This is a genomic window from Ideonella sp., from assembly GCF_041287625.1.
In the GTDB taxonomy this organism is placed as follows: Bacteria; Pseudomonadota; Gammaproteobacteria; order Burkholderiales; family Burkholderiaceae_C; genus Ideonella.
Map to the genome: position 1 here is coordinate 36,957 of NZ_JBGGNH010000035.1, position 12,991 is coordinate 49,947.

The 12,991-nt window shown below is 65.4% G+C and carries 8 protein-coding genes; all 8 read left to right on the top strand.

The window, feature by feature from the left end:
- The first annotated feature begins 31 nt into the window (after window positions 1-31).
- Window positions 32-2,062: a methyl-accepting chemotaxis protein gene (locus ACAH41_RS14130; RefSeq protein ID WP_325649033.1), complete on the top strand. Its 2,031-nt coding sequence runs from the start codon at window positions 32-34 to the stop codon at window positions 2,060-2,062.
- Between the two features lie 192 nt (window positions 2,063-2,254).
- On the top strand, window positions 2,255-4,063 hold the full coding sequence (locus ACAH41_RS14135; protein WP_370538339.1) for a methyl-accepting chemotaxis protein: 1,809 nt from the start codon (window positions 2,255-2,257) through the stop codon (window positions 4,061-4,063).
- A gap of 37 nt (window positions 4,064-4,100) precedes the next feature.
- On the top strand, window positions 4,101-4,658 hold the full coding sequence (locus ACAH41_RS14140) for a chemotaxis protein CheW (protein WP_370538340.1): 558 nt from the start codon (window positions 4,101-4,103) through the stop codon (window positions 4,656-4,658).
- Window positions 4,659-4,744: 86 nt separating this feature from the next.
- Window positions 4,745-6,826: a methyl-accepting chemotaxis protein gene (locus ACAH41_RS14145; protein WP_325649027.1), complete on the top strand. Its 2,082-nt coding sequence runs from the start codon at window positions 4,745-4,747 to the stop codon at window positions 6,824-6,826.
- 38 nt (window positions 6,827-6,864) lie between these two features.
- Window positions 6,865-7,428, top strand: a complete 564-nt coding sequence (locus ACAH41_RS14150; RefSeq protein ID WP_325649025.1) for a chemotaxis protein CheW — start codon at window positions 6,865-6,867, stop codon at window positions 7,426-7,428.
- A gap of 76 nt (window positions 7,429-7,504) precedes the next feature.
- Window positions 7,505-9,520, top strand: coding sequence for a methyl-accepting chemotaxis protein (locus ACAH41_RS14155; protein ID WP_325649023.1), 2,016 nt, complete (start codon window positions 7,505-7,507; stop codon window positions 9,518-9,520).
- 163 nt (window positions 9,521-9,683) lie between these two features.
- Window positions 9,684-11,645 carry a methyl-accepting chemotaxis protein gene (locus ACAH41_RS14160; RefSeq protein WP_325649022.1) on the top strand — a complete coding sequence of 654 codons (1,962 nt, stop codon included), beginning with the start codon at window positions 9,684-9,686 and terminating at the stop codon, window positions 11,643-11,645.
- A gap of 34 nt (window positions 11,646-11,679) precedes the next feature.
- A complete protein-coding gene (locus ACAH41_RS14165) occupies window positions 11,680-12,984 on the top strand; it encodes an EAL domain-containing response regulator (protein WP_325649020.1) in 1,305 nt (434 codons plus the stop codon).
- The last annotated feature ends 7 nt before the right edge of the window (window positions 12,985-12,991 follow it).

The window sequence follows — 12,991 nt, forward strand, 5'->3', positions numbered from 1 at the left end:
CCTTCTTCGGCACTTTTACCCAGAGACAGCCATGCTCCAAATCAAGACCACTCAACAGGCGCAGCAGGAGGCGTCGGCATTTGCCGCTGCAGTCGACATCCACTTGGCCAAGGTGTTGACGGCTGCCGCCGCCGGGGACCTGTCAGGCCGTGTCGACATGCGCGCGCTGCCGCCTGCGCTGCACGGCACGGCAGAGGCCACCAACCGGCTGCTGGACGAGCTGCAGGCGATGCGTGCAGACCTCGCCCGCATGGCAACGGCGCACGAGCAAGGCGACATCGATGCGGTGATGGACACGACGCGCCCGCCTGGCGAGTTCGCCAACGTGGCCCGCCAGGTCAATGCACTGGTGGGCTCGCACATTGCGGTGAAGAAGCTGGCGATGGGCGTGGTGGCCGAATTCGGCCGCGGCAACTTCGACGCGCCAATGGCCGCGTTGCCCGGCAAGAAGGCTTTCATCAGCGAGACCATTGAACGTGTGCGGGCCAACCTCAAGGGCCTGATCGCCGGCATGAGCCACATGAGCGCCGAGCACGAGCGCGGCGAGATCGACGCGGTCATCGACACCCACAAGTTCGACGGCGACTTCCGCAACATGGCGCAGGGCGTCAACGAAATGGTCGCGGCCCACATCGGCGTGAAGAAGCTGGCGATGGGCGTGATCAGCGAATTCGGCAAGGGCAACTTCGAGGCCCCGCTGGCCCAGTTGCCCGGCAAGAAGGCCTTCATCAACGAGACCATCGAGCGCGTGCGCGGCAACCTCAAGGGCCTGATCGCCGAGATCAACCACATGAGCGCCGAGCACGACAAGGGCGACATCGACGTGGTCATCGACGCCAACCGCTTCGAGGGCGATTACCGCAGCATGGCCAAGGGCGTCAACGACATGGTCGCCGCCCACATCGCAGTCAAGAAGCTGGCGATGGGCGTGGTGGCCGAATTCGGCCGCGGCAACTTCGATGCCCCGATGCCGCAACTGCCGGGCAAGAAGGCCTTCATCAACGACACCATCGAGAAGGCCCGCGGCAACCTGCGCAGCGTGGTCGACGTGGTCGACGTGATGGGCGCGATGAGCCGGGGCGACCTGACCCAAATCGTCCAGGGCGAGTACGAAGGCACGTTTGCCGACATGCAGACCTATGTCAACGCGATGATCGAAAAGCTGCTGCAGGTGGTGGGCGATGTCAGTGCCGGCGCCGAGTCGCTGGTCAGCGCATCGGAGGAGGTCAGCGCCACGGCGCAGGCCCTCTCGCAAGCCGCCACCGAACAGGCCGCCGGCGTCGAGGAGACCAGCGCCTCGATGGAGCAGATGACGGCTTCCATTTCGCAGAACGCCGAGAACGCCAAGGTCACCGACAGCATGGCCACCAAGGCCACCGCCGAGGCGGCCGAGGGCGGCGAGGCGGTGAAGGCCACGGTCGCGGCAATGAAGCAGATCGCCAGGAAGATCGTGATCATCGACGACATCGCGTACCAGACCAACCTGCTGGCGCTGAATGCCGCGATTGAAGCCGCACGTGCCGGCGAGCATGGCAAGGGCTTTGCAGTCGTGGCCGCCGAAGTGCGCAAGCTGGCCGAGCGCAGCCAGGTCGCGGCCCAGGAAATCGGCGAAGTGGCCTCTTCCAGCGTGGAGCTGGCCGAGCGCGCCGGCAAGCTGCTGGACCAGATCGTGCCCAACATCCGCAAGACCTCGGACCTGGTGCAGGAGATCTCCGCAGCCTCCGAAGAACAGTCCTCCGGCGTTGGCCAGATCAACAGCGCCGTGACCCAGCTCAGCCAGACCACCCAGCAAAACGCGGCCAGCTCGGAAGAGCTCGCAGCCACCGCCGAAGAAATGAGCGGCCAGGCCGAACAACTGCAGCAGACCATGGCCTTCTTCAAGCTGGCCAGCGCCGAGCGCCCGGCTGCGACCAGTACTGCCAAGCCGCGCAGCGCCGCACGCAAGACCGTCCCTGGCGCCCGCACAACTCGTCAGCAAGCCAGCTTCAAGCCTTCAAGCACCCGCCCGGTCGACATTGCGGTGACCGACAAGCTCGACGAGTCGCAGTTCGTACGTTACTGAGCGGCCACGCCCTGTCATCGCAGGTGATGGGTCCGGCAAGGCCATGCCTTTTCAATCGATTGCCCCAGCCAAAGACCTCTAGCCTCAACCCTTGCGTCAAAAGACTGCCTACCGGCGACAGTCCCTCATGTCCTACAGCACTCAAAGGCAAGCATCGGCGCCGGTCGCATGCCCCCCACGGAAAACACTGTCATGCTGAAAAATCTCAAACTCGGCCCGAAACTCTTCGGCGCCTTTGCCGTGGTCCTGGTGCTGATGGCCGGCCTGGGGCTGTATGCCATCTCGCAGTTGGCTGCGGTCAACGCTTCTACCGTGGACTTGGCGACCAACTGGATGCCCAGCGTTCGCAACATCCTGCTGACCAAGTCCAATCTCAACCGGCTGCGCGTGCTGGAGTTGCGCAGCATCATCGCTTCCGACCCCAATGAGCTGGCCAGCGCCGAGCGGGAAAGCAACGAGCGAATTGCCTCCACGCGCAAGCTCTGGGATGAGTACGGCAAGCTGGTCTCTTCACCGGAAGAGCAGAAGATGTACGACCAAATCAAGGGCGATCTGGACGTATTCCTGGCCGAGCACACCAAGATCGTGGCCTTGGGCCGACAGAACAAGAACGACGAAGCCAAGGCGCTGCTCGATGCTGAATCCCTGCGGCGCTACAACGCGATGCGCGAGACCTCGGACAAGCTCAGCGACCTGAACATCGATGGCGGTGTCAAGGCCTCCGAGCAGGCAGCCAGCGGCTACGCCAGTGCCCGCATCTGGGTCATTGCCATCCTGGGCATTTGCACCGTGCTGGGCCTGGGCATGGCCTGGGCCATCACCCGTGCCATCACCCAGCCCCTCGCGCAAGCGGTGAAGGCAGCGAATCAGCTGGCCCAGGGCGACATGTCGGTGCAGATCGAAGCCGATGGCAAAGACGAGACCGCGCAGTTGCTGCAGTCGATGAAGGCGATGGCCGGCTCGACCGCCGCCAGCGTGTCGGACGTGGTGCGGGTGATGAGTGCAATGGCCAATGGCGACCTGACGCAGCAGATCGAAGCCGAATATCCCGGCGTCTACGCGGAGCTGACCCGCTATGTGAATGCCACCGTCACCAAAATGGCCGAGGTGGTGGCCGAGGTCAATGGCAGCGCCGAGTCGCTGGCCGGTGCTTCGGAAGAGGTCAGTGCCACCGCTCAGGCCCTGTCGCAAGCGGCCAGTGAACAGGCAGCGGGCGTTGAAGAAACCAGCGCCTCGATGGAGCAGATGACCGCTTCCATCTCGCAGAACACCGAAAACGCCAAGGTCACCGATGGCATGGCCACGCGGGCAGCCACCGAAGCGGCCGAGGGCGGCGAAGCGGTCAAGGCCACGGCGGCCGCGATGAAGCAGATCGCGCAGAAGATCGTGATCATCGACGACATCGCCTACCAGACCAACCTGCTGGCGCTGAACGCCGCCATCGAAGCCGCGCGTGCCGGCGAGCATGGCAAGGGCTTCGCGGTCGTCGCAGCCGAAGTGCGCAAGCTGGCCGAGCGCAGCCAGATCGCGGCGCAGGAGATTGGCACCGTGGCCTCGTCCAGCGTGGAACTGGCCGAGCGCGCCGGCCAGTTGCTGAGCCAGATCGTGCCCAACATCCGCAAGACCTCGGACCTGGTGCAGGAGATCACTGCCGCTTCGCAAGAGCAGTCTTCCGGTGTCGGCCAGATCAACAGCGCTGTCACGCAGCTCAGCCAGACCACGCAGCAGAACGCTTCCAGCTCCGAAGAGCTGGCCGCCACGGCCGAAGAGATGAGCAGCCAGGCCGAGCAGCTGCAGCAGACCATGGCCTTCTTCAAGCTGAGCGGCAACGGCCAGCGCCGCCTGCCTGCGGCCCCGATTCGCCCGAGTGGCAGGCCAGCGGCCCGCGGCAACAGCAGTGGCCGCCCGGCCCAGGCCATCGGCGCGCGACCGCCAGTTGCGCGCCAGGCCGCACTGGCCACGGCAGACAGCGTCGACGAATCCCAGTTCGCCCGCTTCTGATCGACGTCCCAGCCCCAAAGCCCACAGGACATCTTTCATGCGCAATGTCGTTCCTCAGGCCTCATCGGCCACCCTGGCAGCAGCCGCCACCACGAGTGCCGAGCCCGGCCAGTACCTGACCTTCATGCTGGCGGGCGAGGTCTTCGCGATCGGCATCCTGGCGATCAAGGAAATCATCGAGTACCACAGCCTCACCGAGGTGCCGATGATGCCGGCCTGCGTGCGTGGCGTGATCAACCTGCGTGGCGCGGTGGTGCCGGTGATGGACCCGCTGGCGCGCTTCGGCCGCAAGTCCACCGACGTCACCAAGCGCACCTGCATCGTCATCGTCGAGACCGAGGTCGAGAACGAAGGCCGGCTCGAGCACCAGGTCATCGGCGTGGTGGTCGACGCGGTCAACGAAGTGCTGGAGATCGCATCCAGCGACATCGAGCCGGCACCGGCCTTCGGCGCCCGCATTCGCAGCGAGTTCATCCAGGGCGTGGGCAGGGTCAAGGGCAAGTTCGTGATCCTGCTGGACGTCAACCACGTGCTCTCGATCGATGAAGTCAACCCGACGACAGGCACGCCTGCCGAGCTTGCCATCGCACATTGAAAGCCTGCCCATCACCGGCTGAATCGGTGATCGGCTTTTCGAATCGATATCCAAGATAAATCAAGGGAACTCGGATGTTCAACCGCATGAAGATTTCGACCCGCCTTGCGCTGGGCTTCTGCACGGTGGTGGGCTTGATGCTCATCCTGTCATTGACCGCCATCGTGAAGATGGGTGGCATGCAAGATCTCACCGACCAGATCACCAACGACCGCTATCCGAAGGTGGTGCTGGTCAACGACGCGATCAAGAACACGCTGGACAACGGCCGCTTGCTGCGCAACATGCTGCTGAGCAGCGATGACACGGAGATCGCGACCTACAAGAAGGCCGTCGGCGTCAACAACGACGAGATCAAGGCGGGGCTCGACAAGCTCGGCGGCTTGATCAACACCCCGAAGGGGCGTCAGTTGTTCGACGCGGTCAGGGCCAAGGGTGATGCGCTCGGAGAACACTACACCAAGCTCTACGCGCTGACAGGCTCGGACCGCAAGGCTGCGGTGACTTACCTGAAAAGCAGCTTCGGTCCCGCCAATACCGCTTATTGGGAGGCCCTGGAAGCCATGGGCGCCTTCCAGACCTCGCTGATGGACGATGCAGTCAAGGCATCTGCCGCCACCTACGAGACGACTCGCATGACGGTCATCGGCCTGTCCGCCATCGCCATGGTGCTTGCCGCGGTGATCGCGACACTGATCGTGCGCAACCTGAGCAAGGTGCTCGGCGGCGAGCCGGCCTATGTCGCAGAGATTGCCGGCAACGTGGCGGCGGGCGACCTGACGATGGAAGTGAAGACACGTGCGAATGACAGTGGCAGCGCGCTGCTGGCCATCAAGAGCATGGTGGACAAGCTCAAGCACGTGGTCGACAGCCAGAAGCGCATGGTGGAGGCGGCCAATCGCGGCAGCTTCGAAGAACGCATGAACCTGGAGGGCCTGCAAGGCTTCCACAAGGACATTGCGCTGGGCCTGAACAGCTTGATGAGCACGACGGGCAGCAGCATCGACGACGTCGTCCGGGTGATGGCCGCGATTGCCCAGGGCGACTTGAAGCAGAGCATCGACAAGCACTACGACGGCGCCTATGGCCGCATGAAGTCTTACGTCAACGAGATGGCGACCATCACTGGCGGCAGCATCACCGATGTGTCACGGGTGATGGGTGCGATGGCACAGGGCGACATGACCCAGCAGATCGAAGCCGAGTATCCCGGCATCTACGCCGAGCTGACGCGCTATGTGAACGCCACCGTCACCAAAATGGCCGAGGTGGTGGCCGAGGTCAATGCCAGCGCCGAGTCGCTGGCAGGTGCTTCGGAAGAGGTCAGCGCCACCGCTCAGGCCCTGTCGCAAGCGGCCAGTGAACAGGCAGCGGGCGTTGAAGAAACCAGTGCGTCGATGGAGCAGATGACCGCCTCCATCTCGCAGAACACCGAAAACGCCAAGGTCACCGATGGCATGGCCACGCGGGCGGCGACCGAAGCCGCCGAGGGCGGCGAAGCGGTCAAGGCCACCGTCGCCGCGATGAAGCAGATCGCGCAGAAGATCGTGATCATCGACGACATCGCCTACCAGACAAACCTGCTGGCGTTGAACGCCGCCATTGAAGCGGCACGCGCCGGCGAACACGGCAAGGGCTTTGCCGTGGTGGCCGCCGAGGTGCGCAAGCTGGCCGAGCGCAGCCAGATCGCGGCGCAGGAGATCGGCACTGTCGCCTCATCCAGCGTGGAGCTGGCCGAGCGCGCTGGCCAGCTGCTGAGCCAGATCGTGCCCAACATCCGCAAGACCTCGGACCTGGTGCAGGAGATCAGCTCCGCTTCGGAAGAGCAGTCTTCCGGCGTGGGCCAGATCAACAGCGCCGTCACGCAACTGAGCCAGACCACGCAGCAGAACGCTTCCAGCTCCGAAGAGCTGGCCGCCACGGCCGAAGAGATGAGCAGCCAGGCCGAGCAATTGCAGCAGACCATGGCCTTCTTCAAGCTGAGCGGTGGCAGCGAGCGCCGCCTGGCTGCAGCACCGGTGCGCCAAACCGGCAGGCCAGCGGCGCCCGGCAACGGCAGCAGCAACCGCCGGCCCGCCCAGGCCAGCAGCGCGCGATCACCTGTTGCACGCCAGGTCGCCTTGGCCACGGCAGACAGCGTCGACGAATCTCAGTTCGCCCGCTTCTGATCGATCCCCCAGCATTCAAGCCCACAGGACACCTCCCCATGAGCGCACTGGTTCCCCACACCTCTTCCGCCGCCCTCACCGCTGCGCACACACCCGCAGCTGCCGAGCCCGGCCAGTACCTGACCTTCATGCTGGCGGGCGAGGTCTTCGCGATCGGCATCCTGGCGATCAAGGAAATCATCGAGTACCACAGCCTCACCGAGGTGCCGATGATGCCGGCCTGCGTGCGCGGCGTGATCAACCTGCGTGGCGCGGTGGTGCCGGTGATGGACCCGCTGGCGCGCTTCGGCCGCAAGTCCACCGACGTCACCAAGCGCACCTGCATCGTCATCGTCGAGACCGAGGTCGAGAACGAAGGCCGGCTCGAGCGCCAGGTCATCGGCGTGGTGGTCGACGCGGTCAACGAAGTGCTGGAGATCGCATCCAGCGACATCGAGCCGGCACCGGCCTTCGGCGCCCGCATCCGCAGCGAGTTCATCCTGGGCGTGGGCAAGGTCAAGGGCAAGTTCGTGATCCTGCTGGACGTCAACCACGTGCTGTCGATCGATGAAGTCAACCCATCGACGGCAGGCACGCCTGCGGAACTTGCCGTCGCACATTGAACGACCTGCCCGAGCGCTCGTCGGTGCCCCTCCCGGGGCATGCCCTGAAGCACCCCGATCAACCGAGAAGTATCCAATGCCAAACCCGAAAAGCGTGACCGTTCGACTGGCCGCCTGCTTTGCAGCGACCATCGCACTGTCCATCGGCACCAGCCTCTGGCTGATGGCCCACGCCGCCTCCATCGCGGAGCCAACCAGCTACCTCATTGCGGTTGCCGCCATCTGCAGCGCGCTGGGGTTCTGGGCGGTTCGCAGCGTGGCCGTGCCACTGGGGCAGGCATTGGGCGCCGCGGAGCAGATCAGCCAGGGACATCTGGACATCGCCGTGCCGACTGGCCGTTCCGACGAAACCGGCCGCCTGCTCCAGGCACTGGCCTCCACGGTGCAAGGCCTCAAGCGCATGAACGGGGAGTTGAACCGAATGTCCGCCGAACACGACGCCGGTGACATCGATGTGATGATCGACACCGGCGCGCTGGTTGGCGATTTTCAAGCGATGGGCCAGGGTGTGAACCGCATGGTGGCCGGTCACATCGCAGTGAAGAAAAAGGCGATGGCCTGCATCGCAGAGTTCGGCCGAGGCAACTTCGACGCCCCCCTGGACAAGTTCCCTGGCAAGAAGGCCTTCATCAACGACACCATCGAGCAAGTGCGCAGCAACCTCCAGGGCCTGATCACCGAACTCAACCGCATGTCGCGCGAACACGATGCGGGCGACATCGACGTGGTCATCGACACCGCCCGCTTCGATGGTGACTTCCGGACCATGGCGCAAGGCGTCAATCAGATGGTTGGCGGCCACATCGCGGTGAAGAAGAAGGCCATGGCCTGCATTGCCGAATTTGGCCGCGGCAACTTCGAAGCGCCCCTGGACAAGTTCCCCGGCAAGAAGGCCTTCATCAACGACACGATCGAACAGGTGCGCCTGAACCTGCGGTCATTGATACGGGACACCGAAACCCTGGTCACCGCCGCAAATGCCGGCCGCCTGGAGGTTCGTGCCGACAGCAGCCTGCACCATGGCGATTTCGCCAAGATCGTGGACGGCATCAACCGGACCTTGGACGCGGTGATCGAGCCTCTCAACGAAGCCAAGCGTGTGCTCCAGGCCATGGAGAAGGGCGACCTCACGCAGGTGGCCAAGTGCGACTATCAAGGGCAGCTCAAGGACTTGTGCGACTGCGTGAACAGCACGGTGGCCAAGCTCTCGCAGGTGGTGACCGAGGTCAACAGCGGTGCCGATGCCTTGTCCAGCGCATCGGAAGAAGTGAGCGCCACCGCGCAGGCGCTGTCGCAAGCGGCCAGCGAGCAGGCGGCCGGCGTCGAAGAAACCAGCGCGTCGATGGAGCAGATGACGGCCTCCATCTCGCAGAACACCGAAAACGCCAAGGTCACCGACGGCATGGCCACCAAGGCCGCCATCGAAGCGGCCGAGGGCGGCGAAGCCGTCAAGGCCACGGTCGCGGCGATGAAGCAGATCGCGCAGAAGATCGTGATCATCGACGACATCGCCTACCAGACCAACCTGCTGGCACTCAACGCCGCCATCGAAGCCGCGCGTGCCGGCGAGCACGGCAAGGGCTTCGCGGTCGTCGCTGCCGAAGTGCGCAAGCTGGCCGAGCGCAGCCAGATCGCGGCGCAGGAGATCGGCACAGTCGCCTCGTCCAGCGTCGAGCTCGCCGAGCGCGCTGGCCAGCTGCTGAGCCAGATCGTGCCCAACATCCGCAAGACCTCGGACCTGGTGCAGGAGATCACCGCCGCGTCGGAAGAGCAGTCTTCCGGCGTGGGCCAGATCAACAGCGCCGTCACCCAGCTCAGCCAGACCACGCAGCAGAACGCTTCCAGCTCCGAAGAGCTGGCCGCCACGGCCGAAGAAATGAGCAGCCAGGCCGAGCAGCTGCAGCAGACCATGGCCTTCTTCCAGTTGAGCAGCCGGGGCCATCCGTCGCACCTGGCCAAGCAGCGCAACAAGCCGCAGTTGCAGGTGCTGGCAAAGCCTGTGGACCGCCGCAAGCGCCAGCCGGGACGGCAGATGCCGGTTGCTGTGGAGCCGGCGGACGAGCCCGACGAAACCCAGTTCGCCCGCTACTGAAACAGCGCAGGCTGAAGTTGAAATCGTTCAAGAGGGAAGCGGAAATCGCCGAAGACCTTCATGAGGTACGTGTTTTCCTCGGTGGATCGGCATCGCTGAACCACGGGATCTCTCCCGCTTCCGCCCTTCTCCCACTCGTGCCGCCCCTCTCCAAAGGCCTCTCATGAACTGGTTCCTCCGTCTCAAGCTGGCGCACAAGCTGCTGCTGACATTTCTTGCCTGCTCGGTCCTCACGGGCATCGTCGGCGGCTTCGGCCTGCTGCGCATCACCGAGCTGGGCAAGTCACTGGACAACACCTACACCGGCACCGTCGTGCCGGCGCAGTACGTGGCGGAAGCCGCGGCGCGCCTGACCGCGCATTCGCGCGCCATGGTGCGATTGCCTGCGCTGAAGGAGCCGGCCGACGTGAAGGATGCCGTCAAGCGTGCCGAAGGCCACATGGACAAGTTCCGCAAGATGCTGGACGCCTACCGCGCGACCGAGCTGCAGCCCGAGGAAAAAGAACTGCTGACCAAGCTGGACGGCCTGATCCCGAACTACCTGGCGCAGAACAACAAGGTGGCGGACCTGGCCTCGGCCGGCAACTTCGCCGCCGCAGCCGAACTGAGCAATGGCGATGCCCGCAAGGCCATCAATGCCGCAGAAGAAGTCGTCAGCCAGCTGATCGAAGAGCTGGCTTCCCAGGCCAAGGCCGCGAACGAAGCGGGCCAGGTCACGGTCGAGCATGCACGCATGGTGCTGCTGGGCGTGGTCGCCGCGTCGGTGGTGCTGGCGGTGCTGCTGGGCCTGATGGTGACCCGCGTGATCTCGCGCGACCTGGGTGGCGAGCCGGCGCATGCTGCCGAGCTGCTGCGCCGGGTGGCCGATGGCGACCTGAGCGCCGAGATCCACACCCGCGAGAACGACACCCGCAGCATGCTGTTCGCCGTCAAGCAGATGGTGACGCGCCTGGCGCAGGTGGTGGACGGCCAGCGTGAAGTGGTGGCCGCGGCCAACGCCGGCAACTTCGATGCCCGCATCGACCTGAACGGCCTGCAAGGCTTCCAGCGCGACATGGGCGAGGGCCTGAACCAGCTGATGGCCACCACCGGTGCCAGCGTGCACGACGTCGTGCGGGTCATGGAAGCGCTGTCCGACGGCGACCTGACGCAAGGCATCGAGCGTGACTACCAGGGCGCCTTCGGCCAGATGAAGGCCTACGTCAACCGCACGATGGAGAAGCTCTCCGAAGTGGTGACCGAGGTCAACACCGGCGCCGAGTCGCTGGCCGGTGCCTCGGAAGAGGTCAGCGCCACCGCACAGGCCCTGTCGCAGGCGGCCAGCGAGCAGGCAGCCGGCGTCGAGGAGACCAGCGCGTCGATGGAGCAGATGACCGCTTCCATTTCGCAGAACACCGAAAACGCCAAGGTCACCGACGGCATGGCCACCAAGGCTGCGGCCGAAGCCGCCGAAGGTGGCGAGGCGGTCAGGGCCACCGTGGTCGCGATGAAGCAGATTGCGCAGAAGATCGTGATCATCGACGACATCGCCTACCAGACCAACCTGCTGGCGCTCAATGCCGCCATCGAAGCCGCGCGTGCCGGCGAGCACGGCAAGGGCTTCGCGGTTGTCGCTGCCGAAGTGCGCAAGCTGGCCGAGCGCAGCCAGATCGCGGCGCAGGAGATTGGCACTGTCGCCTCGTCCAGCGTGGAGCTGGCCGAGCGGGCCGGCCAGTTGCTGGGCCAGATCGTGCCCAACATCCGCAAGACCTCGGACCTGGTGCAGGAGATCACCGCTGCTTCGGAAGAGCAGTCTTCCGGCGTGGGCCAGATCAACAGCGCCGTCACCCAGCTCAGCCAGACCACGCAGCAAAACGCTTCCAGCTCCGAGGAGCTGGCCGCCACGGCCGAAGAGATGAGCAGCCAGGCCGAGCAGCTGCAGCAGGCCATGTCCTTCTTCAAGCTGGCAGCCAGCGAAGTGCGCAAGCCAGCCCCGGCGCCTGTTGCCCATGCCCGCGCGCCCAAGCCGGTGGCCAAGGCCGGCCGCAAGCCCGGCCCGCGCGTCGCGCCAGCGCCCTCGCCCTCGCCGTCCCCGGCACTGGCCATGGCGCACGGCCCGGACGAAAACCACTTCACCCGCTTCTGAGCGGCGCCTGCAGCAGTCAACGCCCCGGGTCAGCATGACGCAACACGGCAACATCGCCTGCCCGGTCGGCTCGCTGCTCATCGTCGATGACAGCGCCGCGCAGCGCACGCATGCCACCGACCTGTGCCGGCAGTTCGGCGTGCCGCTGATCTACGAGGCCGCCACCGGCAGCGAGGCCCTGGAACTGCTCGGCCTGCTGGCCCTGTCGCCGGACCTGCTGATCGTCGACCTGGAAATGCCGGGCATGGATGGCGTGGAGCTGATCCAGCAGTTGCACCAGCGCCAGATCCACATCCCGCTGGTGGTGGCTTCCGGCCGCGAGCTGGCGCTGATCCACTCGGTCGAACTGATGGCGCGCAACCTGGGCCTGCCCGTGCTGGGCTGGCTGCAGAAGCCGCTGACGCTGCCACCGCTGCAAGCCATGCTGCAGCGCTTTGGCGAGCTGGCCGACGGCCAGTGCCCCGATTCGCCAACGGACCCGGCAGACCCGGCCGCCAGCATCTGCCGGGAGGACCTGGCCTCGGCCATTGCCAGCGGCGAACTCGGCGTGCACTACCAGCCCAAGGTCGACATGCGCACCGGCATCGTCCGCGGCGTGGAGGCGCTGGCGCGCTGGCACCGCCACGGCACCGGCTTTGTGCGGCCGGACCTGTTCGTGGCGCTGGCCGAAGAAGAAGACCTGATCCACGAACTGACGCTCTCGGTGATGGGCCAGGCGCTGGCCCAGGCCGCGGAGTGGAATGCACGGGGGCTCAAGCTGTCGATGGCGATCAACCTGTCGCAGCGCCTGCTGGACCGGCCTTCGCTGGTCGACGAGGTCACGGCGCTGGTGCAGCAGCGTGGCCTGAAGCCCGACCAGGTCGTGCTGGAGATCACCGAAAGCACGCTGGCCGACCGGCTGGGCGCGGCGCTGGGCGCGCTGGCGCGGCTGCGGCTCAAGGGCTTCGGCCTGTCGATCGACGACTACGGCACCGGCTTCTCTTCGATGCAGCAGCTGGCCCGCATTCCCTTTACCGAACTGAAGATCGACCGCTCCTTCGTGCACGGCGCGCACCAGCGCAGCAACCTGCGGGTGATCCTGCAGTCGGCGCTCGAACTGGCGCGCCAGCTGGGCCTTGTCACGGTGGCCGAAGGCGTCGAGACGCTGGAGGACTGGCGGCTGCTGCAGCAAGGCGGCTGCAACATGGGACAGGGGTACCTGATTGCCAAGCCGATGCCGGCCAGCGAGATGCTGCAGTGGATCAAGCGCCACCAGCCGCGCCTGCGCGAGCTTCGCCACGAATCGGCAGCTGCCAACCCGTCACCCGAACTGCCCCCGGAAAACCCTGCACTGCAGTAATCAGCGC

What these genes read in the sequence shown, in the direction of transcription:
- ACAH41_RS14155 (WP_325649023.1), top strand. Translation starts at nt 7,505, where the DNA reads ATGCCAAACCCGAAAAGCGTGACCGTTCGACTGGCCGCCTGCTTTGCA.
- ACAH41_RS14150 (WP_325649025.1), top strand. Translation starts at nt 6,865, where the DNA reads ATGAGCGCACTGGTTCCCCACACCTCTTCCGCCGCCCTCACCGCTGCG.
- ACAH41_RS14140 (WP_370538340.1), top strand. Translation starts at nt 4,101, where the DNA reads ATGCGCAATGTCGTTCCTCAGGCCTCATCGGCCACCCTGGCAGCAGCC.
- ACAH41_RS14130 (WP_325649033.1), top strand. Translation starts at nt 32, where the DNA reads ATGCTCCAAATCAAGACCACTCAACAGGCGCAGCAGGAGGCGTCGGCA.
- ACAH41_RS14160 (WP_325649022.1), top strand. Translation starts at nt 9,684, where the DNA reads ATGAACTGGTTCCTCCGTCTCAAGCTGGCGCACAAGCTGCTGCTGACA.
- ACAH41_RS14145 (WP_325649027.1), top strand. Translation starts at nt 4,745, where the DNA reads ATGAAGATTTCGACCCGCCTTGCGCTGGGCTTCTGCACGGTGGTGGGC.
- ACAH41_RS14135 (WP_370538339.1), top strand. Translation starts at nt 2,255, where the DNA reads ATGCTGAAAAATCTCAAACTCGGCCCGAAACTCTTCGGCGCCTTTGCC.
- ACAH41_RS14165 (WP_325649020.1), top strand. Translation starts at nt 11,680, where the DNA reads ATGACGCAACACGGCAACATCGCCTGCCCGGTCGGCTCGCTGCTCATC.